We start from the raw sequence: 21,309 nt of genomic DNA, 5'->3' as shown, positions 1-21,309 counted from the left end.
CCCCTCGCCCTCGACCTTCCTCTCAGGGTCAAGGGGAAAGATCACTGCCCATGCGCCGACATCGACGGCGGCGCATCGGCCGGATCGGCACCCCAGGCCTTGTTCGGCGCGGGCCCCATCGTGAGCACCAGGGTGGCGCCGTTCGCGATGTCCGCCTGGCTGAACCAGGGCTTGTTCCATGGCTTGCCGTTGAGCGTGGCGGACTGGATGTACTGATTCTTCGCCGAATTGTTGCGCGCGACGATCTCGAAGATCTTGCCGTTGCCCATGTCCAGGCGGACGCGGTCGAAGATCGGGCTGCCGAGGATGTAATCCGGCATGGACGGATCGACCGGGTAGAAGCCCATCGCGCTCAGGACGTACCAGGACGAAGTCGAACCCTGGTCGTCCATGCCGGGGAAACCGTAGCCGCTGGCGTCGCTGCCGTACATCTCGGCAAGGATGCGCCGCGCCAGCGCCTGCGTCTTCCACGGCTGACCGCTCCAGGCGTAGAGGTAGGCCGCCTGCTGGTCCGGCTGGTTGCCCTGCACGTATTGCCCGATCAGGCCGGTGCAGTCGCGGCAGATGCCCTTGGCCGTGTAGGGCGTGGAGAAGAACGCATCGAGCTTGGCGTTGAACGCGGCGCGGCCGCCGAGCAGGTCGATCAGGCCCTGCACGTCCTGCGGCACCAGCCACAGCGTGGACCAGCCCGAGGCCTCCTTCATCATGAAGTTGTAGTACGGTTCGCCCGGGTCGAACGGCGAGATCCACTTGCCGTCCGCGGTCCTGCCGCGCATGAAGCCGGTCGACGGGTCGAACACGTTGCGGTAATTCGCGGCGCGGCGCAGGAACATCTGCGCGTCGTCCGTCTTGCCGAGCCGGCGCGCGACGTCGGCCAGTGCATGATCGTCCCAGGCGTATTCCAGCGTGGTGGCCACGCCCGCCTTGCCGCCCGCATACGGCGGACTGGGATTGCCCGGCGGCACGATGTCGGAAATCCAGCCGTTCTTCATGTATTCGGCGAGATAGCCGCGCGGCCCCTTGGGATCGGTCGCGTTCTTGCGCAGGTACTCGTAGGCAGCGGCGTAATCGAACGGGATGCCGCGCTGCCAGGCGCCATCGTAGAGCAGCACGGCGTGGTCGCCATGGAACGAGGTGTCCATGTAACCGCGTTCGCGCGCGCGATCCAGCTCGGAGCGCATGATGTCCTGCACGATCTTCGGTTCGAGCAGCATCAGCAGCACGATCTGGTTGCGGCCGGTATCCCAGAACGGGACCGGGCTGTAGCGGTCGTAGCTGGCGACGTGGACCTTGCCGTCCGCACCGGTGAAGCGCTCGCCCTTGCGCGCCAGCCGCCGCGGGCTGGCGAAGGAGTGGTACAGCGTCGAGTAGAACAGCATGCGCTGCTTCGGCGTGCCGCCGCTGACTTCGACACGGTCGAGCAATCGCGCCCACGCCGCACGCGCCTGGGCATGCACGCGCTCGAAATCCCAGCCCGGTTCTTCGTCGCGCAACCGCTGTTCGGCTTCTTCGGCACTGTGGCCGTGGGCGATCTTCACCAGCACCTGCTCGCCGGCCCTGGTGTCGAAAGTGACGTAGGCGCCCGCGTAACTGCCGGACACCGCACGCCGGCCCGATTGCACGTCCGCATCGCCGATGCCGTAGCCCTCGTGATCGTGGTCCGCGCGGAAGGTGCCGAAGCCCGCGAACGGCCGCGAGAACTCGGCGACGAACCAGGCGCCATCCGAATCGCGTTCCGGGCGCCCGCCCGTGGAGACGCCGCGGATGGTGCGGTCGTCGACCACCTCCACGTTGCCGCCGGAGCGGCGCAGGTTGATGACGACATTCGATCGGTGGCTCGCCGGGAAGGTGAAGCGCATCAGGCTGGTGCGCTGCGTCGCGGTGAGCTCGACCCTGGTGTGGAACGTGGCGAGATCGACCGTGTAGTAGCCCGGCGACGCCTTCTCGCTCGCCTTGTCGTAATACGACCGCGCGTAGTCGGGCGGCACGGTCCAGTCGCCCACCACCGGCATGATCATCGGCGAGGCCTGGCCGCCATAGGTCGAGCCGCCGCCGGTGAATCCGATCATCGTCGGATTGGGGTAGTAGTACGACATGCCGACGCCCGCGGGATAGCTGAGATCGACATTGAGGTTGACCGGCGTCGCCTCGGTCGAGCTTTGCGGCAGGCTCGCACCCGGCGAGGTCATGCCCGAATACAACGGCTCGCCCGGCGGCGGCGCGTTGCCGATCAGCGACTGCCGGTCCAGCGGCGCGGTACCGACCAGCGGGTTCGCTTCGTCGACGGCCTGCGTCGCATGCTGCGACGCGTTGTCGCCTTGGGCATGGACCGCGCCCATGGTTCCAAGCGCGAGGGCTGCCATCGCGAAGACCTGTGCAACGTGCCTGCAGATCGACGAAGCGGGGCGGCAAGAGAGTACGGGAAATGGATGCATGGTCCGTTCCGGTGCGTGCAATGAATGGAGGCGCGTCACCCGTCACGCCGGCGGCGCTTTGCTCCCTCTCCCTGACGGGGAGAGGGAGCAAAGCTCATGGGCAGGCCAAGATTGAACCCGCCCGTCGTGCTCAATCGCCGGAGCCGAACTTGTACGTGACGCCCATGTAGTACTGGCGTCCGGCGTATTCGAGCTGATTCAGCCGCGCCGTCGTGTCGCTTCCCAGGTACGAGCGCGGCTTGGCCTTCGTCAGGTTGATGATCGACGCGGTCACCATCAGGTGCTTGTTGAACTTGTAGTCGCCGTTCAGATCGACCTGGTGGTAAGGCTCCGTGTAGACGGGCAGACCGGCGGCAAGCCCTTGCATGGTGCGGCCCGTCCAGTTGCTGGTGGCACGCAGCAGCAGCCCGTGCTTCTCGTAGAACAGCGACACGTTCGCCGCGTACTTGGCGCTGCCGATCAGTTCCGACTTGCCCACCTGGGTGTCGCCGAGCGAAACCGCGGTTTCGTTGGTCTTGTTGAGCGTGTAGTTGGCGATGTAGCCGAAGCCCGACTGGAAGGTGTGCTGCGTGTAGAGCTCCACGCCCTTGGATGTGCCCGAACGGCCGTTGGCGTTGGTGCTGTACTGCAGGAAGTTCTCCTGGGTGCCGCCGACATCCACGTTGATGTTGTTGACGGTGACCGGCACGACGAAGTTCTTCACCTTCTTGTCGAACAGGTCCAGGCCGACGACCGACTCGGGCGCGTAGTACCACTCGCCTGCCAGGTCGAACTGGGTGGCCGTGAACGGCTTGAGGTCGGCGTTGGCGCCGCTGCCGTACCAGCCCGGCGGGGGCGCGCCGAACTGCTTGCGGTCGTTGTAGTACGCCTGCGTGTTGTTGGTGAGGCTGCCCAGCTCGGCCAGGTCGGTGTAGTTGGCACGGGCCATCGCCTGCGAACCGGCGGCGCGCAGCACGAAGTTGTCTGCAACGGTCCACGCGACGTTGAAGCTGGGCAGCAGCTTGTTGTAGCGCTTGGAGGTGGTGGCGTTGGAGTAGGTCTGCACCACCGACTGCTCGCGCGGCAGGTACTGGAAATCGCCCGGCGCGCACGGGCCGCCGCCGGCGTTCACGCCGCTGGCCGGGCAGATCAGGATGTTGCCGCTCGCGTCGTGGTAGTACACCGCGTTGTTGGTGGTGATCTGGTCGGCGACGGTGAGGTCCTGCTGCGTGCTGACGAAGCGCAGGCCCACGTTGCCGCGCAGCGTGCCCGTGTCGAAGTTCGCCTGCACGTAGGCCGCCGAGATCTTTTCCCGGACCGTGGACTTGTCTTCGGGATGGTTGTAGACCACCCGGTCGTAGGTGGAGTTGAGGTGGCTGTAGTAGGCCGGGAAGTTGATCGCCGGGAAGATGCTGTCGTTGTAGGCCTCGGTGTTGCCGTCGAGCATGCTCGGTTCGAGGAAGCCCGCCGGCAGCTGGCCGGCGTTCGGGTCGCAGGTCTGGAACTGCAGCGTGGTGCCCTTGCAGTACCAGCGCAGTTCGTTGTTCTGCTGCTCGGCGCGGTTGTCGCGGTACTTCGCACCGAACTGCAGCGATTGCAGCCAGCCGTTGTCGAAGGCCCAGGTGAAGTCCGCCTGGGCGAAATTCTGCGAGGTGCGGGTATTGACCATGTTGGAGCCGGTCGAACCGAGGTCCACCTGGCCCTCGCCGGCCAGCATGTTCTGCAGCACGTCAGGCGCCGCCGTGATGGTCGGCTTGCCGTTCAGCGTCCACGCGGCCCCGTTGCTGCCGTCCACCCACTGGCCGTTGACGAAGTTGCGCGGCTTGGCCGCCATGCCCAGCTCGATCGACGGGCCGCCCGTCGCCCAGGTACGGCCGACGTTGAACGTCCCGCTGAGGTCGCCGCCGTTGTCCCATTCGCCTTCGAGGTTGAGGGTCTGCGAGGTGGCCTTCTCCACGGAGTAGTTGCCGTTGAGCCAGGGGATCTCCGTCGAGCAGACGTCCACCGGCTGCCGCTGCGCGCCGGTGCTGGGGTTCGTCGTCGCATTGCAGCCCTGGCCCGGGGGCGGCAGCACGTAGTTCGCACCGGTAACGACGGTGTGCGAGGGATCGAACGTCAGGCCATTGGGCGCGAGCAGCCGGCCCTGCTGGTCGTCAAAATTGTTGTTGCTGGGCAGGCCCCACTCGGGAACCTCCAGGGTATTGGTGATCTGGGTCTGCTGCCGCTGGAAGCGGAAGTAGTTGCCCGTCAGCAGGAAATGATCGCTGGGCTTGAACTGCATGGTGGCCTGGACGCCCTTGGTCTTCAGGTCCAGCTGGTTCCGGCTGGTGGAGAACTGCTGCGGCATCCAGTAGCCCGAATACTGCCTGCCGGATTGGTCGACCTCGCCGTTGCCCCACAGGTCGATGTTGGAGGCCACGGCGGGGTCGTACTGGTTGCCGTGTACATCCGTGGGCGGCTGGGTGCACGTTGCGTGGTCGGAGCAGTTGTCGGCCCACCAGTGCCAGCTCGACGCATTGGCCGTGTAGTCGATGTCCCGGCGCTTCTGGTACGTGCCCGCAAGCAGGACGCCAAAGGTCTGGTCCTTGTTCTTCCACGACCACAACGCCGAGACCTGCGGCGTGATCTTGCCGCTGTTGTCGGAACCCGCGCCGTTGACGGACACGAAGCCGTCGTTCGCCGCCATCTCCAGCGGACGGCGCGTGCGCAGGTCCACGTTGCCGCCGATGCCGCCCTCGTCCAGGCGCGCTTCCAGGCTCTTGTAGAGCTTGATGTCCGAGAACATGTTGGCCGGCATCATCGAATAGTTGAACGAGCGCGTCAGACCGGCCGAGGTATCGGCCGAGGCCACGTAGTTGCCGTTCAATTCCGTCAGCGTCAGCTCGGGCGCGAGGCCGCGGATGCTGACTGTCTTGCCTTCGCCGGATTCGCGGGTGATGACCACGCCGGGCACGTGCGCCAGCGCGTCGGCGATGTTCTTGGCGGGGAACTGCGCGATGTTCTGCGCGTTGATGACCTCGACGATGGCGTTGGAATCGCGCTTGTCCTGCAGGTTCTGGTCGATCGACTGGCGGTAGCTCGTGACGATCACGCCGGGCAAGAGGATGGGCTTGCCGTTCTTGTCGCTCTTTTTCTTGCCTGCCGTCTTTGCCGCCGTGTCGTCGGATGATTGCGCGCCGCCGGATGTTTGTGCCGGCGGTGGCGTCGCGGTCGCGACGGGCGTCGCCGTCTGGGCGGCCAAGGCGGCCGCGGGGATTCCGAGACCACCGAGCGACAGGCTCGCCGCGGCTAACGCGGCGTAGAGCGGCTTGCGGGCAAAGGCATGAGGCAGGTAAGTCATCTTCAGTATCTCCGTTGATATGCGTTCACTGGAATCGGCGCAAGGCGCTCCGTTCGATCGCATGAACCGGATGCGTGGTCGCCGCTTTCTTGCTCCCTCCAACACTGAATCGATCCAAATTTTCATCAGCCAACGGGCGCATGCCCGTCGTCGACCGACACTTCAAAATCCCGAACGCGTTACTGCGATTGCCCGGATCGAAGGCCGCGAAAGCGGCCGGTTGCCACGGAACCTGCTGGGACAGGAATTCCGCCCACGCACCCGCACATGCCTGGTGCATGCAGGCACGTCACAGGGGAAATACCGATGGCTTCGGTGGTTGCATTTCTCAAACCCCGTCAACCCGCCAGACAGGAGCCGTGACATCCCGGGCAGCCCACTCCTGCCCAATCGTCACGCGGCCGAAGCCGCATCCACCCCTCGTGTCACTGGCGTGATGTGGATCACAATGACTTGGATCGATCTTAAGGCTTCAGCCGAAACCTACACCTCGAACTCGATAAGTCACGCTGCGGCGCAAAAAATGGCGCCGCGAACGGTCGGCGGCCCCCGTCGACCCGCTATCCCATGACGAAGTCGCAGCGCAGGAGCGGGCGCAGGCTGGCCCACTGGTCTCCTGCCAAGTCCCATCGGCCTGGCTAATGAGCAGGCTGCTGCATGCTTCGTACGGCGAGGGGCGCGAAGATGCCGCCTTGCACCGGACGTGCCTGGAAAGCAACACGAGCAGCGGTGACGGTGTTGTAGAGATCGCAGAACGGCACGCGGTCGGGTGTGCCATCGGCGTAGGCATAGACGCGATCGATCAACTCCTGCGCCACCGGCTGGTCGGCCAGCCATGCCGCCGTGAACAGCGCCCAGTCCGACTTGGCATAACTGTGCGGCACCTGCAACGGGAGCCCGAAGGCATTGCATTGCCCTCGATACCAGGCCGCCTGCATGGCACGGATTTCCGCTGGAATCAGGCCCGTGCCCAGCACGGTGTCCGCAAAGCCGTTGTAGAGCGTCCCCCACGTACCTTGCCCGCCCGCATCGTGATAGGTCAGGTCCAGGTGCGGGGCTTGCGGATCCTTCGCACGCGCGGCCCAGTACGTGATGTCCTTGCGCGCCCGGTCGCGGTAGTGCGCTGCATCGTCGGCATGGCCGGCGAGCCCGGCCACCTGCCCCATCGCGGCCAAGGCCACGATGCCTTTCAGCGCCAGGTTGACGCTGTGCGCGATCGAGCCGGCGAAGTCATCCGTCTGGTTCTGGAAGCCCGGATCAGGCAGGTTCCGTTCCAGGTACTGCGCCCACTTTTCCAGCAGCGGGTAATGGCGGCTGGCGAAGGCCTGTGCATCGGCGCGCGGCACGCGGCGCAGCCAGGTGGCGATCATGATCAGCATGTCGCCGCTCTCCTCCACCGGCATGTCCTCTTCCTTGCCGTCGTTGTGGCCGGTCGCCTGCGGGTAGGCGGAGCCGAGGTCGTGCTCGGCATAGGGCTTCGGCCATCCGCCATGCCCGGCATAATCGAGCAGGGGCAGCAGCAGCATGCGCAGATAGTCGGGATCGAGGTACATCCACACGGGCGAGGCCGGGTAAAGCACGTCCACGGTGGACACGTTGCCGTCGCTGGAAATCTCCTTCAGGAACGCCCACGGCGTACCGTCCGGCCCCAGCACCAGTTCGGTACCGGCATAGGCTTGTCGCAACGCGAGCACGCATAACCCTTCGTAGCGCTCCCCGCCGAAGGCACGCGCGTCGCGACTGATGCGCACATCGAGCGTATCGGCCCGCTGCCGTGCCGCCGCGGCATCGCCATGGAAGAAATCCAGCATCGCCTTCCAGTCACCGAAATGCTTCGTCCACAGCGCGCGCAACGGCCGCCCCAGGTAGTTGATGCACTGCTCGCGCACCTGGCCGACCACGAAATCCGCCGCGCTTGCAGCAGCACCGCAATGGCCGAGATCGACCGCCAGCGCCAACGCCGGCAGTGCCTTGACCGTGCTGAGCGCTGCCTCGTTGCTGCCGTCGAGCGAACCGTGTCCGGCGAAGCGTGCCCGCAGTTTCAGTCGGTCGCCCGCCTGCAGGCTGACGCCGTCGCGCGCCGGCGTCGACCACAGCACCCGGCCCCAGGCCGCGAACTCGTGCTGCTCCGCCAGCGGCTGCGGTTTGGCGAGTGCCAGCGTCCAGGTCCGGGCGGCCGGTGAATCGCCGCGCGCGACCACCAGCTCCTGCGCGGCATCGTCGCCGGCCCAGTCGCCGGTGATTTCCATGTAGACCTGCACGGTGTGGGATGCGCCATCAGCGCTGCGCGCCGACACGCGCACGTAGCTCATCGGAATCGACTGGCGGCGGTTGTCGCCCGGCTCCACCGGCGAAAGAAAGTCCACCGCCAGCTCGACGCCGCCGCCTTGCAGGGTGAAGCACGAGCGCGTCGCCGTGACGCGCAACGCGGTCTGTCGCATGGCGCGCGGGAAGTCCTCGACCGTGGCCTGCTTGCCGTGGTTGCCGTCGGGAATGGCCTGGACGATCTTGCCGTCGCCCATGAACAGCCAGGCCACGCCATCGATGCGGACCAGACCCACCATCCCCGTGGAACTGCCCTGCCAGAACTGCGGCGCATTGCCGGGCAACAGCGTTGCTGGCAGCCAGGTGCTCAGGTAGGGCTGGCGCACCGCCAGGGGCACGGCCGGCGGACGGATCGGCGTCGCGATGGCGGCCTGCACAGCAAAGCCGGCCCCGGCCGCCACCGGTTCGACGGATGCCGTACCTGTCTCGGCCTTTGCTTCGGCGGGCAGCAATGCCGAACCGGCGAGTGCCAGGCCGGCGATGCCCGAGAGCCGCAGGACGTTGCGGCGCGAAGGGTCGACGACGGTGGAAGCATCGGCGGAAGGCGTGCATTTTTTCGACATGGTGAAACCCTTGGTCAGGTGCGTCGCGATCGGCGAAAGATGCGGGGAATGTCCCGATGGATTCGGCACATTCCTTGGGACCTTAGGTCCGATCAGGCACAAATGGAAAGCCAAACATGTCCATCGGCACGATCCTGCCAACCCGTTCGCCATGCCGCGTGCCCGCTGCGCTTCGCTTAGACTACGCAGCCACTTCCTTGCCCGAGGCACTTGCCATGCGCTTCCACGACACCTTGCAGCGGCGCTGGCGCGAGCATGGCACGCTGGTCTGCGTGGGCCTCGATCCGGAACCGGCGAAATTCCCCGCGCACCTGCGCGACATGCCCGACGCCGTGTTCGCGTTCTGCGCCGCCATCGTCGACGCCACCGCCGACCTCGCCTGCGCGTTCAAGCCGCAGATCGCGCACTTCGCGGCGCTGCGCGCGGAAGAGGCGCTGGAGCGGCTGATCGCGCATATCCACGAGAAACATCCCGGCGTGCCGGTGATCCTCGACGCCAAGCGCGGCGACATCGGCAGCACCGCGCAGCACTACGCCAGCGAGGCGTTCGAACGCTACCGCGCCGATGCGGTGACGCTGAACCCCTACCTCGGTCGCGACTCGGCGCAACCCTTCCTCGACCGCGCCGACAAGGGCGTGGTCCTGCTCTGCCGCACCTCCAACCCCGGCGGCGCGGACTTCCAGGCGCTGGACTGCGGTGGCGTTCCACTCTACCTGCGCGTGGCCGAAACCATCGCGCGCGAATGGAACGCCCACGGCAACTGCGCCCTGGTCACCGGCGCCACCTGGCCGGAGGAACTGGGCCAGGTGCGCGACGTGGTGGGCGGCATGCCGCTGCTGGTGCCCGGCATCGGCGCCCAGGGCGGCGACGTGGCCGCCGTGCTCAGGCACGGGCTCACCGCCGATGGCACCGGCCTGATGATCAGCTCCTCGCGCGCCATCCTCTACGCCGGCAGCGGCGAGGATTTCGCGCAGGCCGCGCGTGCCGCCGCAATGGAACTGCGCGACACCATCAACAAGCATCGTACCTACGCGGCCTGATTCCGCTTGCAGGAGCGCACCCTGTGCGCGAAAGCTTTTCGCCCTGATCGAAGGCCAAGGCCATCGCGCACAAGATGCGCTCCTACAAACATGCTGGACGCATCCAGACATGCCCGACACCCAGCTCGACCACCACGCGCACCGCCCGGCGACAGGCAGGTATCCGCTCTGCCTGCTTGCGCAGAACGTGCGGCGGCCGGCGAACGTGGGCAGCCTGTTCCGCCTCGCGGATGCGTTGGGCGTGGAAAAGCTCTTCCTCGCCGGCACGACCTGCACGCCGCCGCATCCCAAGCTGCACACCGCCGCGCGCCACACCGAGCAGCACGTGCCTTGGGAGTACGCCAGCGATCCCCTGCCCGTGGTGGCCGCGCTGAAGGCCGTCGGCTACCGCATCATCGGCCTCGAACTCAGCTCGGCCAGCATCGCATTGGAGCAACTGCGGATTGCTCCGGGCGACCGGATCTGCCTGGTGCTCGGCAACGAGAGCGTCGGCATCTGCCAGGCCCTGCTCGACGCCACGGACGCCACCGTGCATATCCCGATGCGGGGCCACAATTCGTCGATGAATGTCGCCAACGCCTGCGCCATCGCCACTTACGTGATCACGCAGAAGTTGGGATGATCCCCGGGCGGGGCATCGGGCCTCGCCGCCCGCACCCTGCATCGGGCAGGCAGCGGCATGGAGATCCGCTCATGCGCAGCAATCGATCCATCCCGAACGCCACCATCATCCCCGTGCTCGGCTACGCCGATGTGCCTGCGGCGGCCGACTGGCTGTGCCGGGCATTCGGGTTCCGCCCACGGCTGCGCATCGGCGACCACCGCGTCCAGCTCGCCTACGGCGACGGCGCGGTAGTGGCCAGCGATGCCGGTCCGGAAAACGGCGAACATTTGCCGCGGCAGTCCGTGATGGTGCGGGTGGACGACGCCGATGCGCACCATGCGCAGGCCCTCGCGGCAGGAGCCCGCATCGTCAGCGAGCCGGCCAGTTGGCCCTACGGCGAGCGCCAGTATTCGGCGATGGATCCCGGCGGCCACCTGTGGACGTTCACGCAGACCGTCGCCGATGCGGATCCCGCCAGCTGGGGCGGCGAGCTGGTCGAACCCTGAGCCGCCCGTGGCCGCCCGGCAGCGGGGCTGCCGGGGGCGCCCGCGTTTTGTCAGCCCTGCCCCTGCCGTACAATTCCAAGCTTTGACGCCAGATCCCGCACCCGACCGGTGCGCGCCATCGCGAGCCCCCATGGAAAAGAGTTTCGAACCCGCCCAGATCGAGTCGACGTGGTACGCCCGCTGGGAAGCCAGCGGCGCGTTCAAGCCCACGGGCTCGGGCGAGCCCTACTGCATCCTGCTGCCGCCGCCGAACGTCACCGGCACGCTGCACATGGGCCATGCCTTCCAGCAGACCGTGATGGACATGCTGGTGCGCTACCAGCGCATGCGCGGCATGAACGTGCTGTGGCAGGTGGGCACCGATCATGCGGGCATCGCCACCCAGAAGATCGTGGAGAACCAGCTCGCCGCCGAGGGCAAGACCCGCCACGACCTGGGCCGCGAACCGTTCGTGGAGCGCGTGTGGCAGTGGAAGGAGGAGTCCGGCTCCACCATCACGAACCAGATGCGCCGCATCGGCGCCGCCGCCGACTGGTCGCGCGAGCGCTTCACCATGGACGAAGGCCTGTCCGCCGCGGTGCGCAAGGTGTTCGTGGAGTGGTACCGCGCCGGCCTGATCTACCGCGGCAACCGGCTGGTGAACTGGGATCCGGTGCTGGGCACCGCCGTGTCCGACCTCGAAGTGAACAACGTCGAGCGCGATGGGCACATGTGGTCGATCCGCTATCCGGTTGCCGGCAGCGACGAATCGCTGGTGGTCGCCACCACCCGTCCGGAAACCATGCTGGGCGACGTGGCCGTGGCCGTGCACCCGGAGGACGAGCGCTACGCCCACCTGGTCGGCAAGACGCTCACCCTGCCGCTCAGCGGCCGGCAGATCCCGGTGATCGCCGACGACTATGTGGACCGCGAGTTCGGCACCGGCTGCGTGAAGATCACCCCGGCGCACGACTTCAACGATTACGCCATCGGCGTGCGCCACAAGCTGCCGCCGATCACCATCTTCACGCTGGACGCCAAGGTCAACGACAACGCGCCCGAGACCTATCGCGGGCTGGATCGCTACGACGCCCGCAAGCGCGTGTTGGCCGACCTGGAAGCCGCCGGCCTGCTGGTCGAGACCAAGTCGCACAAGCTGCAGGTGCCGGTGAGCCAGCGTTCGGACGCGGTGATCGAACCGATGCTCACCGACCAGTGGTTCGTCGATCTCACCTCGGACGTCCAGACGGATGGCCGTCCGGGCGGCCGCAAGGCGATCACCGAACCCGCGCTCGATGCCGTGCGCTCGGGCGAGATCAAGTTCGTGCCGGAGAACTGGAGCACCACCTACACGCAGTGGCTGGACAACATCCAGGACTGGTGCATCAGCCGCCAGCTGTGGTGGGGCCATCGCATCCCGGCGTGGTACGACGACGCCGGCAACATCTTCGTGGGCGAGGACGAGGCCGACGCGCGCGCGCATGCGCAGGTCGCGCCGGCGGGCGCGCTGAAGCAGGACGAGGACGTGCTGGACACCTGGTTCAGCTCCGCGCTGTGGCCGTTCTCCACCTTGGGCTGGCCGCTGGATGGCCCGGTGAAGGACGCAAACGGCAACGTCGTCGCCGACTGGTCGCACGACCGCATCTACCTGCCCAGCGCCGTGCTGGTCACCGGCTTCGACATCATCTTCTTCTGGGTCGCCCGCATGGTGATGGCGACCAAATACTTCACCGGCCAGGTGCCGTTCCGCGAGGTCTACATCAACGCCATCGTGCGCGATGCCGAAGGCCAGAAGATGTCCAAGTCCAAGGGCAACACCCTGGACCCGCTGGATCTGATCGACGGCATCGAGCTGGAACCGCTGGTGGCGAAGTCCACCAAATCGCTGCTGATACCGCAGGTGCGCGAGAAGGTGGAGAAGCGCATCCGCAAGGAATACCCCGACGGCATCAAGCCGATCGGCACCGACGCGCTGCGCTTCACCTTCGCCGCGCTGGCCAGCTACAGCCGCACCATCAACTTCGACCTGAAGCGCGCCGAGGGCTACAAGGCGTTCTGCAACAAGCTGTGGAATGCGGCGCGCTTCGTGCTGATGAATCTGCCCGAAGGACAGGCTCCCACCCCTGCCGGCACACCGGCGACCGAGGCTGAGCGGTGGATCTTGACCCGCCTCGGCCAGACGCTGGCCGAAGTCGAACAGCACTTCGTTTCGTACCGCTTCGATCATCTGGCGCAAGCGCTGTACGAGTTCGTGTGGAACGAGTACTGCGACTGGTTCCTTGAGCTGTCGAAGCCGGCACTCAACGGCGAAGACGCGGCCGCCGCGGCGTCCACGCGGCACACGCTGCTGGTGGTGCTGGAAGCCGTGCTGCGTGCGCTGCACCCGGTGATTCCGTTCATCACCGAAGAAATCTTCCAGGAAGTGGCGCCACGTCTCGGCGTGGCCGAATCCAGCGTGTATGCGCGCCCCTACCCGCACGCCGCAGACTTCGCCTCCGACGACGCGGCAACCGCCGAGATCGAATGGTTCAAGGCGGTGCTGTCGGGTATCCGCAGGATCCGTTCGGAGATGAACATCGCGCCGGGCAAGACCATTCCGCTGTTGCTCGCCGGCGGCGAGGCCACGGATCGCGCCCGCGCCGCGAAGTTCGCCGCGCAGATCGCCTTCCTCGCCCGCACCGAGGCACCGCAATGGATAGCCCCTGGCGCCGCGGAACCGGCCGCCGCGGCCGCCGTGGTGGGCTCGCTGCGCGTGCTGATTCCGCTGGCCGGGCTGATCGACCTCGGCGCCGAACAGGCGCGCCTCGCCAAGGAAATCGCCCGCGTCGAAGGCGAGATCAAAAAGTGCGAGGGCAAGCTCGGCAACGCGAACTTCGTGGCCAATGCCCCCGCGGAAGTGGTGGCACAGGAACGGCAGCGCATCGTGGACTGGAATACCCAGCTTGCAGCGATGCGCGAGCAGGCGGGAAAGCTGGAAGGCTGAGCAACTTGCTCCCCTCCCCCGCTTGCGGGGGAGGAGTTGGGGGAGGGGTGCTTGGCAGGAAGAGCCAGAGCGTCCTTTACCTATTTCTCAATATCGCTTCCAGCGATATTGAGGGCCATCACGATCGCATCCTCGCGCCCATCCTTCGCCGGGTAATAGCGCGGCCTGCGGCCGATCTCGCGAAAGCCCACCGACTCGTACAGCGCCTTGGCCAGCGGATTCGACGGCCGCACTTCGAGGAACACGCGCTGCGCGCCGCTCCAGCGCGCTACGTCCAGCAAGCGACCCAGCAGGTGCCGCCCCAGGCCCTGGCCACGGTACGCGGGGGCGATGCAGATGTTGAGCACGTGTGCCTCGCCCGCGCCCACCGACAACACGCCGTAGCCGGCGACATCGTCGTCGATGCACAGCACCCAGCACGGATGACCCGCCTTGAGGCAGTCGGCGAAGATGCCGCGCGTCCACGGGAAGTCATAGGAGGCCTGCTCCACCGCCGCGACCTCGTCAAGGTCGTCCATGCGCATCAGGCGCATGTGGCTGGCCGGCCGGGCGACCGCGACCATGGCGCTCAGTGCCCCGTCGTGGCCAGGCTGCGGCGCAGGGTGCGCAGGGCGATCCACAACCGCCGCTTGGCGGCCGCGTCGCCCAGCAGGAGGCCTGGCTCGTCCACCAGCACGATCTGCGCCTGCGCGGTCGCCTGCATCGGCAGGCTGCGACCCAGCGCATGCGCCTGCGCCTCGCCGCAGGCCAGGTAGGCGCGCGCCTGCGGCACGGCGATCTCCGCTTCACCGGGCTGCACCCGCACGCGTCCGGCGCGCGCCAGGGCGGCGCCGGCGGAGTTCAGGGCACGGCCCAGCAGATCCAGCTCGCGCGTGCCGCACGTCGCCGGCAACAGCACCACGCAATCGGCATTGGCGCTGGCCGGCGACGGCTCGTCGTCCAGCGACGGCATCACGCCGTCCGCCCCCACCTGCCGACGCAACCATGGCGTCAGGCCCAGCGCACGCAGCACGCGGGCACGGTGCGAGGCACCGGCGGGCGCGACAGCCTGCGCGTTCACGCCACACCCCCGCGCCGTCCACGACGGCGGTGCGCAGCCAGCCCCCACAGGGTCAGCACCGGGCCGGACAGCAGGTAGACCGTGAAACCGGCCAGCAACACGCGCGGCGGATCGAGGTAGAGCAGCACGAGGATCAGCAGTGCCGCCACGATCCACACGAAAGGCACGAGCTGGCGGTCGCCCAGCGGCAGCGACTTGAAGCTGAAATAGCGGAAGCGGCTGACCATCAGCAGGCCGGTGATCGCCGCGATCCACGGCGTGATGAAGCACAGCTCGGCACCGGTGACATCCGACTTGTCCATGCTCCACACGAAGGACATGCACACCGCCGCCGCGGCCGGACTGGCCAGGCCCTGGAAATAGCGCTTGTCCGCCACGCCCACCTGGGTGTTGAAGCGCGCCAGCCGCAGCGCGGCGCAGGCGGCGTAGATGAAGGCCGCAGCCCAGCCCAGCTTGCCCCACAGCGGGCCGAAGTCGCGCAACGTGGACAGCGACCACGTGTACATCACCAGTGCCGGCGCCAGGCCGAAGCTGACCAGGTCGGACAACGAGTCGTACTGCACGCCGAATTCGCTCTGGGTGCCGGTAAGCCGCGCCACGCGGCCATCCATGCCGTCCAGCAGCGCTGCGATGAACACCGCCACCGCCGCGTCACCATAACGGCCGCCGATGCTGGCGACGATCGCGTAGAAACCGGCCGCCATCGCCCCGGTGGTGAACAGGTTCGGCAGCAGGTAGATGCCGCGATGCCGGGGCGGGCGCACGGGCAGGAAGTCGCTCATGGATCAATCCGTGACGGGATAGACCCAGTGTAAACCATCACCCGCTTGTGTCCGGACGACGCGGGCGGTTAACTAATGCGATGCACCGGGGTGGGGAGCCCCGGCCATTTCCGCGTTGCCCTGGAGAATTCCATGTCCCGCTCGCTGATCGTCGTGGCGCTGCTGCTGGTCGCCCCGCTGGCCGTCGCCCAACAAATCTACAAGTGGACGGACGCCAAGGGCACGGTGCACTACTCGCAATCGGCGCCGCCCGAGGGCACCCGTTTCCAGCAGGTGAAGCTGGCCGGCGGCGTGGAGTCCCCTGCCAGCCCGGCCGCGCAACCGGCCGCCGAAACCGCGCCGGCGCCCGCCAGCGCACCGGCCCCGGCAGGCCCGGTGGCCGACACCCCGGACAACCGCGCCAAGCTGTGCGCCACGCTGAAATCCAACCTCGCCACCCTGCAGGGCAGCGGCCCGGTGGTGATGCAAGAGAACGGCAAGCCCGCGTTGCTGGACGACACCCAGCGCAAGCAGCAGGTCGAAAGCGCCCAAGCGCAATACGAACAGTATTGCGCGGGAAAATAACAGGGCGTTTCGAGGCTGTAGCTCGTTTCGCGCAAGAACAGCTTCAGTCGTTAGCTTGACGACCAGAGCCAGAGCAAGCCATGCCTCTGCGGAACCGTCGAGACGGTTCCGCGCGGCTATAATCCGGCTTCTTTCAGTCCGGAATCGCCCTGCATGCGCCTCAGCCAATTCCATCTGGCCACCGTCAAGGAAGTGCCCGCCGACGCCGAGATCGCCAGCCACCAGCTGATGCTGCGCGCCGGCATGATCCGCAAGCTCGCTTCCGGCCTCTATACCTGGTCGCCTCTGGGCCTGCGCGTGCTGCGCAAGGTGGAAAACGTGGTGCGCGAGGAAATGAATCGCGCCGGCGCCGTCGAAATGCTGATGCCCACGATCCAGCCGCGGGAACTGTGGGAGGAAACCGGCCGCTGGCAAAAATTCGGCCCCCAGCTGTTGAAGATCAAGGACCGCAAGGAGCAGGAATTCTGCTATGCGCCCACTGCCGAGGAAGTGATCACCGATTACGCGCGCAACGAGCTCAACAGCCACAAGCAGCTGCCCGTGAATTTCTACCAGATCCAGACCAAGTTCCGCGACGAGATCCGCCCGCGCTTCGGCGTGATGCGCGCGCGCGAATTCCTGATGAAGGACGCCTATTCCTTCCATCTCGGCCAGGATTCGCTGGCGGAAACCTACCAGGCGATGTACGACGCCTACGCGCGCATTTTCACCCGCCTTGGCCTGAAATTCCGCGCGGTGCAGGCCGACACCGGCGCGATCGGCGGCAATGCCAGCCACGAATTCCAGGTGCTGGCCGATTCGGGCGAGGATGCCATCGTGTTTTCCGATGGATCCGATTACGCCGCGAATGTGGAAAAGGCTGAGGCATTGGCGCCGGCGACGAGCCGCCCCGCTCCTGCCGCCGAACTGCAGCGAGTGGATACGCCCGTCCAGAAAACCATCGACGAGGTGAGTGCCTTCCTCAAGGTCGTGCCCGCGCGATGCGTGAAGACCCTGCTGGTGAAAGGCCGCGACGGCCTGGTGGCGCTGTGCCTGCGCGGCGACCACGAACTCAACGAGGTGAAGGCCGGCAAGCTGGCGGAATTGCCTGATGAATTCGCGCTCGCCAGCGAGGCGGAAATCCTCGCCGCCACCGGCACGCACCCCGGTTTCATCGGCCCGGCCGGCCTGCCAGACGCCATCCCGGTGATCGTGGACCGCAGCGCCGCCGTGCTGGCCGACTTCGTCTGTGGCGGCAACCAGGACGGCACCCACTACACCGGCGCCAACTGGGAACGCGATGCGCGCGTCACCCGCGTCGAGGACATCCGCCAGGTGGTCGAGGGCGACCCCTCGCCCGACGGCAAGGGCACGCTACACCTCGCCCGCGGCATCGAAGTAGGCCACGTGTTCCAGCTCGGCCCCAAGTACGCCGAGGCACTGGGCGCCACCGTGCTGGACGACCAGGGCAAGGCGCAGGTGATGCTGATGGGCTGCTACGGCATCGGCATCAGCCGCATCGTGGCGGCCGCGATCGAGCAGCGCCACGACGAGGCCGGCATCGTCTGGCCGGAGGCGATGGCGCCGTGGCGCGTGGCGGTCTGCGTGATCAATCCGAAGGGCAATCCGGAGATCGCCGCCGCCGCCGAATCGCTCTACCAGGAGCTCGCCGCACGCGGCATCGAGACCGTGCTGGACAATCGTGGCCTGCGCCCCGGCGCGATGTTCGCCGACATGGAACTGATCGGCATCCCGCACCGCGTGGTGGTCAGCGAACGCGGCCTCGCCGCCGGCACGCTGGAATACCGCGCCCGCCACGAGGCGGAAAGCCGCGCCGTGACCCGTGATGAACTGCTCGGCCTGCTCGATTAAAACCGGTCGCCAATGCCACGACAAACGGCCGCCATGCGCGGCCGTTTGTTTTCACGGCCGGGGCGTTTCTCCGGGCCATTATCCCGGTTAATGGCCACGCGCAATACCGCCACGCTACCATGGTTTTTTTGTGAAACCGCTCGCTTTGCAAAGACGGTTTATTTGCGCAAGAATGACCACCGCGCCGGCAATGCCATTTGTCCTGCATTGATCCGAGCCACCACCATTTCATCGTTCCGGGAGTCTCCGATGGCCGTCGATATCAAGAATCTCAACCACAATCAGCTCAATGACCTGATCACCAAGGCGCAATCGCGCCAGCATGAATTGCGCAAGGAAAAGGTGGTCAAGCTGCGCGAAAAGGTCCACGCCTTGATCAAGGCCGAGGGTTACAGCTTCGACGACATCTTCGGCGGCGCCCGCGGCAAGCGCCGCAGTGGCGGTACCGTGCCCCCGAAATACCGCAACCCGGCAAATGCGGAACAGACCTGGTCCGGCCGCGGCAAGCGCCCGCGCTGGTTCAACGAGGCGCTGAAGGCCGGCAAGAAGGAAAAGGATCTGCTGATCTGATTGGGTGCGGTACCTTGCGATCATCCATGATCGCGAGGATCAAATGGGCGGCCGTTCTTGGCCGCACTTTTCACGAGACACCCCATCATGAAAACGCCGGCCCTGCGGGTCGGCGTTTTTTTGTGGGGATTCACAAGCGGGTATTCGCGTGCGCGCGCCCTCTCCCCAACCCTCTTCCTCGCTCCTCAGAACAGGGCCATCCATGGCCCTTCTTCGCGTCCGCAAGCGGGAGAGGGGGGCAAACGGGCCGAGCGGGTTCGCGATCGTGGCGGCATTCGCAGCGGGACGCTGGCCGGTTTCGGTCGGTTTTTGTTTCATAAAGATCTTCGGGGTGACACCAGCAGTTCGCCGAACAGCAGGCCGGCCACCAGTGATACCAGCAGGGTGAGCAGCAGCAAGGCGGTGTCCATGCCCAGGGTGGTATCGCGTTCGAGCAGGAAGGACACGCTGCGGAAACCCACGCTGCCCGGCACCAGCAGCAGGATGCCCGGCTCGCGGATTACCGCACCCGGCCGCTGCCGCAGCCGCGCATAGAGGTTGGCCAGCGCGCTGACCAGCAGGCCACCGACGAACACGCCGAACGGCGCGCTGGGCAGGTGCCCGGAGAATTCGCCGCCCCAGCGCGTGGCGAGGTAGCCGGCGATCACCGCCACGACCACCGCCGGCCAGTCGCGCCGTGCCGCGCGGAACAGCATGGCGAACGCCACCGCCGCCACCAGCAGCGCCGGCCAGTCGGTCCAGCCCGGTAGCGGTGGCAGGGCGAAATCGCGCGCGTGGATGCCGAACGCGGCGCAGACCTCGGTGGCCGCCACGGTGCCGAAAGTGAGCTTGAGCAGGGTTGCCGTGGCGCCGCCCAGGCGCGCCATGCCGGACACCAGGTGCCCGCTGGACACCTCGCGCACCGCGGTGGTGAGCGACATGCCCGGCACCAGGATGATCAGCGCCGCCAGCACCACCGACTTGATCGCCAGCGGCACCACGAAGGCACTGACCAGGATCGCCACCGCGGTGGCCACGATCGCGCTGATCGCGTCGCTGGCTACCGCCAATCGCGGCCGCGTGGCGGAAAGGATGGTGATGCCGCCGATCAGCGAGCCGATCACCCCGGCCACCACCAGGTCCACCCAGGAGCTGTGCAAGAACAGCGCGGCGATGCTGGCGGCGGACAGACCGTAGCTGGCAACGGTCGTGATCCTGGCCTTGCGCGTGTCCGGCGCGCCCAGCGCGCGCAGCAGGCGGAAGCCTTCGCGCAGGTCCAGCTCGCCCGCGATCACCCGGTCGGCGATCTCATCCGCCTCGCACAGTCGCGCCAGGTTCACGTCGCCGGGGGCGAGACGCATCACCTGGGTGGTCTGCGCCACGCCCTCGTCGCCCTGCCCCAGGTCGGAGAACGAGATGATGATCGCGGTGGGGCTGGACCACACGTCGGCCTGCAGGCCCAGTCGCCGCGCCGAAAGGTCGATCGCCATCTCCAGTCGCGGCGCCGAGGTGCCGTACTGGTGCAACCGCCGCGCCAGTTCCAGCAGGAAGGCGATGCGCGTGTTTGGGAGCCTGCTCATGATCTCCAGATACCCCGCGTTGCCATCGAGCGGTCGTCAGGTGGTGGTGCGTGGCGCAGCGCCTGACTGGCCGTCAGGCCAAGCCGCGCGCTGCCGCATGGCGGCCACTCGATGACAACCCGCAGGGCCGGGGCTGTTTGCCCGCATGACCACGTCATCACTTGGTCGTGGACGGACGTCCACTTCCTCGTTCTTCCTCGCCCTGCGGGCAAACAGCCTCCGGCGCGGCGCGCCTGGAGAACATGAGCAGGCTCCAACGCCGCGGTGGCGATTGGCCGGGAACCCGCGGCTGGTGTATTCATGCAGCGGCGCGCACCTTGAGCGTGGTGCCGTCCACCGCCACCACCTCCACCGTGCTGCCCAGCGGCAGGTCCGGCCCGCTGACCAGCCACTGGCCATCGCCCACGCGCACCTTGCCACGGCCGTTGACGATGGGCTCGATCAGCTCGTAGCGCTGGCCGATCATCTGCTCGCCGCGGCGGTTCAGCCGTTCGCCGCCGGGCACGCGCCGCTCGATCCGCGGCCGCAGCCAGCGCGCGTAGGCGAAGCAGGCAGCCAGCGCCAGCAGCGCGAACAACACCGCCTGCGCCAGCAGGCCCAGGCCGGGAATCAGCCACAGCAGCACGCCCATCGCGGCCGCGGCGATGCCGATCCACAGCAGGAAATAGCCGGGCACCATCACCTCACCCGCGATCAGCAGCAGGGCGAGGATCCACCACAGGTAGTGCGTTGCGATCTGTCCGAGCATGGGAAATCCTGGCTATTGGCTCCCCTCTCCCGCCTGCGGGAGAGGGGCTGGGGGAGAGGGCACGGCTTCGACGAATTGCCCGATGCGCTCCAGCACGTTTTCCGTTCGATCCATCACGTCGTGGTTCCAGAAGCGCAGTACGGTCAATCCCTGCCCCGCCAGCCACGCATCACGCTCAAGATCATAGGCGACTTGATCGCCATGTTGGCTGCCGTCGAGTTCGATCACGAGGCCGCGTTCCATGCAAATGAAGTCGACGATATAGGGGCCGACCGGTTTCTGGCGCTTGAACTTGAGGCCGAGGAAGCGGTGGGCACGCAGAAAATACCAAAGCCGCTCCTCGGCAAGGGTCTGCGCCGAGCGCATGGATTTGGCGTGATCCAGGTTGCTCATGCCTGATTCCTCCGTGAAAAGCCCCCCT

The 21,309-nt window shown here is 66.9% G+C and carries 16 protein-coding genes; 7 read left to right on the top strand and 9 right to left on the bottom strand.

The features are described 5' to 3' along the window. Window positions 1-41 precede the first annotated feature (41 nt). The 3 genes from B0E52_RS17330 to B0E52_RS17320 form a co-directional block, all read right to left on the bottom strand. The gene (locus B0E52_RS17330; protein ID WP_254426855.1) at window positions 42-2,339 is read right to left on the bottom strand and encodes a GH92 family glycosyl hydrolase; all 2,298 of its coding nucleotides are present in this window, start codon (window positions 2,337-2,339) and stop codon (window positions 42-44) included. A gap of 226 nt (window positions 2,340-2,565) precedes the next feature. Beyond that, complete coding sequence (locus B0E52_RS17325; protein ID WP_077485766.1) at window positions 2,566-5,754, bottom strand: TonB-dependent receptor; 3,189 nt, start codon at window positions 5,752-5,754, stop codon at window positions 2,566-2,568. 638 nt (window positions 5,755-6,392) lie between these two features. Next, a complete protein-coding gene (locus tag B0E52_RS17320) occupies window positions 6,393-8,642 on the bottom strand; it encodes a glutaminase family protein (RefSeq protein WP_077485768.1) in 2,250 nt (749 codons plus the stop codon). Window positions 8,643-8,857: 215 nt separating this feature from the next. Here B0E52_RS17320 and pyrF point away from each other — a divergent pair, with 215 nt between their 5' ends. The 4 genes from pyrF to B0E52_RS17300 all read left to right on the top strand — a co-directional run bounded on the left by pyrF (window position 8,858) and on the right by B0E52_RS17300 (window position 13,754). After that, on the top strand, window positions 8,858-9,682 hold the full coding sequence (gene pyrF / locus B0E52_RS17315) for an orotidine-5'-phosphate decarboxylase (RefSeq protein WP_077485770.1): 825 nt from the start codon (window positions 8,858-8,860) through the stop codon (window positions 9,680-9,682). Window positions 9,683-9,791: 109 nt separating this feature from the next. Further along, entirely contained in the window at window positions 9,792-10,304 is a 513-nt protein-coding gene (locus B0E52_RS17310) for a TrmH family RNA methyltransferase (RefSeq protein ID WP_077485772.1), read from the top strand. A 71-nt stretch (window positions 10,305-10,375) separates the two neighbouring features. Further along, entirely contained in the window at window positions 10,376-10,792 is a 417-nt protein-coding gene (locus tag B0E52_RS17305; protein ID WP_077485774.1) for a VOC family protein, read from the top strand. Between the two features lie 130 nt (window positions 10,793-10,922). After that, the gene (locus tag B0E52_RS17300; protein ID WP_077485843.1) at window positions 10,923-13,754 is read left to right on the top strand and encodes a valine--tRNA ligase; all 2,832 of its coding nucleotides are present in this window, start codon (window positions 10,923-10,925) and stop codon (window positions 13,752-13,754) included. 80 nt (window positions 13,755-13,834) lie between these two features. Here the strand turns inward: B0E52_RS17300 and rimI are convergent, their stop codons facing one another. From rimI to B0E52_RS17285, 3 genes are read right to left on the bottom strand one after another with little or no spacing between them, the layout of a single operon-like run. After that, window positions 13,835-14,317, bottom strand: coding sequence for a ribosomal protein S18-alanine N-acetyltransferase (rimI, locus tag B0E52_RS17295; protein ID WP_077485777.1), 483 nt, complete (start codon window positions 14,315-14,317; stop codon window positions 13,835-13,837). A 5-nt stretch (window positions 14,318-14,322) separates the two neighbouring features. Beyond that, window positions 14,323-14,814 carry a hypothetical protein gene (locus B0E52_RS17290; RefSeq protein ID WP_077485779.1) on the bottom strand — a complete coding sequence of 164 codons (492 nt, stop codon included), beginning with the start codon at window positions 14,812-14,814 and terminating at the stop codon, window positions 14,323-14,325. Next, a complete protein-coding gene (locus tag B0E52_RS17285) occupies window positions 14,811-15,596 on the bottom strand; it encodes a phosphatidylcholine/phosphatidylserine synthase (RefSeq protein WP_077485781.1) in 786 nt (261 codons plus the stop codon). Before B0E52_RS17285 ends, B0E52_RS17290 begins: the two co-directional genes overlap by 4 nt. 132 nt (window positions 15,597-15,728) lie before the next feature. Here B0E52_RS17285 and B0E52_RS17280 point away from each other — a divergent pair, with 132 nt between their 5' ends. The 3 genes from B0E52_RS17280 to B0E52_RS17270 all read left to right on the top strand — a co-directional run bounded on the left by B0E52_RS17280 (window position 15,729) and on the right by B0E52_RS17270 (window position 18,581). Continuing rightward, entirely contained in the window at window positions 15,729-16,160 is a 432-nt protein-coding gene (locus B0E52_RS17280; protein ID WP_077485783.1) for a DUF4124 domain-containing protein, read from the top strand. Between the two features lie 153 nt (window positions 16,161-16,313). Further along, the gene (locus tag B0E52_RS17275; RefSeq protein ID WP_077485785.1) at window positions 16,314-18,011 is read left to right on the top strand and encodes a proline--tRNA ligase; all 1,698 of its coding nucleotides are present in this window, start codon (window positions 16,314-16,316) and stop codon (window positions 18,009-18,011) included. A 249-nt stretch (window positions 18,012-18,260) separates the two neighbouring features. Beyond that, window positions 18,261-18,581, top strand: coding sequence for an H-NS histone family protein (locus B0E52_RS17270; protein WP_077485787.1), 321 nt, complete (start codon window positions 18,261-18,263; stop codon window positions 18,579-18,581). A 314-nt stretch (window positions 18,582-18,895) separates the two neighbouring features. On the opposite strand, the gene B0E52_RS17265 is transcribed toward B0E52_RS17270, so the two are convergent. From B0E52_RS17265 to B0E52_RS17255, 3 genes are all read right to left on the bottom strand, one after another. After that, window positions 18,896-20,140, bottom strand: coding sequence for a threonine/serine exporter family protein (locus B0E52_RS17265; protein WP_077485789.1), 1,245 nt, complete (start codon window positions 20,138-20,140; stop codon window positions 18,896-18,898). A 298-nt stretch (window positions 20,141-20,438) separates the two neighbouring features. After that, a complete protein-coding gene (locus B0E52_RS17260; RefSeq protein ID WP_077485791.1) occupies window positions 20,439-20,888 on the bottom strand; it encodes an NfeD family protein in 450 nt (149 codons plus the stop codon). A gap of 12 nt (window positions 20,889-20,900) precedes the next feature. Beyond that, window positions 20,901-21,281 carry an endonuclease domain-containing protein gene (locus B0E52_RS17255; RefSeq protein WP_077485793.1) on the bottom strand — a complete coding sequence of 127 codons (381 nt, stop codon included), beginning with the start codon at window positions 21,279-21,281 and terminating at the stop codon, window positions 20,901-20,903. Window positions 21,282-21,309: the final 28 nt, after the last annotated feature.

Origin of the sequence: Rhodanobacter sp. C06 (assembly GCF_002001105.1) — a bacterium.
GTDB lineage: Bacteria > Pseudomonadota > Gammaproteobacteria > Xanthomonadales > Rhodanobacteraceae > Rhodanobacter_A.
This window is presented reverse-complemented; position numbering and strand designations above follow the sequence as displayed.

What these genes read in the sequence shown, in the direction of transcription:
- B0E52_RS17305 (WP_077485774.1), top strand. Translation starts at nt 10,376, where the DNA reads ATGCGCAGCAATCGATCCATCCCGAACGCCACCATCATCCCCGTGCTC.
- pyrF (WP_077485770.1), top strand. Translation starts at nt 8,858, where the DNA reads ATGCGCTTCCACGACACCTTGCAGCGGCGCTGGCGCGAGCATGGCACG.
- B0E52_RS17275 (WP_077485785.1), top strand. Translation starts at nt 16,314, where the DNA reads ATGCGCCTCAGCCAATTCCATCTGGCCACCGTCAAGGAAGTGCCCGCC.
- B0E52_RS17325 (WP_077485766.1), bottom strand. Translation starts at nt 5,754, where the DNA reads ATGACTTACCTGCCTCATGCCTTTGCCCGCAAGCCGCTCTACGCCGCG.
- B0E52_RS17320 (WP_077485768.1), bottom strand. Translation starts at nt 8,642, where the DNA reads ATGTCGAAAAAATGCACGCCTTCCGCCGATGCTTCCACCGTCGTCGAC.
- B0E52_RS17255 (WP_077485793.1), bottom strand. Translation starts at nt 21,281, where the DNA reads ATGAGCAACCTGGATCACGCCAAATCCATGCGCTCGGCGCAGACCCTT.
- B0E52_RS17300 (WP_077485843.1), top strand. Translation starts at nt 10,923, where the DNA reads ATGGAAAAGAGTTTCGAACCCGCCCAGATCGAGTCGACGTGGTACGCC.
- B0E52_RS17310 (WP_077485772.1), top strand. Translation starts at nt 9,792, where the DNA reads ATGCCCGACACCCAGCTCGACCACCACGCGCACCGCCCGGCGACAGGC.
- B0E52_RS17270 (WP_077485787.1), top strand. Translation starts at nt 18,261, where the DNA reads ATGGCCGTCGATATCAAGAATCTCAACCACAATCAGCTCAATGACCTG.
- B0E52_RS17280 (WP_077485783.1), top strand. Translation starts at nt 15,729, where the DNA reads ATGTCCCGCTCGCTGATCGTCGTGGCGCTGCTGCTGGTCGCCCCGCTG.
- B0E52_RS17260 (WP_077485791.1), bottom strand. Translation starts at nt 20,888, where the DNA reads ATGCTCGGACAGATCGCAACGCACTACCTGTGGTGGATCCTCGCCCTG.
- B0E52_RS17285 (WP_077485781.1), bottom strand. Translation starts at nt 15,596, where the DNA reads ATGAGCGACTTCCTGCCCGTGCGCCCGCCCCGGCATCGCGGCATCTAC.
- B0E52_RS17330 (WP_254426855.1), bottom strand. Translation starts at nt 2,339, where the DNA reads ATGGGCGCGGTCCATGCCCAAGGCGACAACGCGTCGCAGCATGCGACG.
- B0E52_RS17265 (WP_077485789.1), bottom strand. Translation starts at nt 20,140, where the DNA reads ATGAGCAGGCTCCCAAACACGCGCATCGCCTTCCTGCTGGAACTGGCG.
- rimI (WP_077485777.1), bottom strand. Translation starts at nt 14,317, where the DNA reads ATGGTCGCGGTCGCCCGGCCGGCCAGCCACATGCGCCTGATGCGCATG.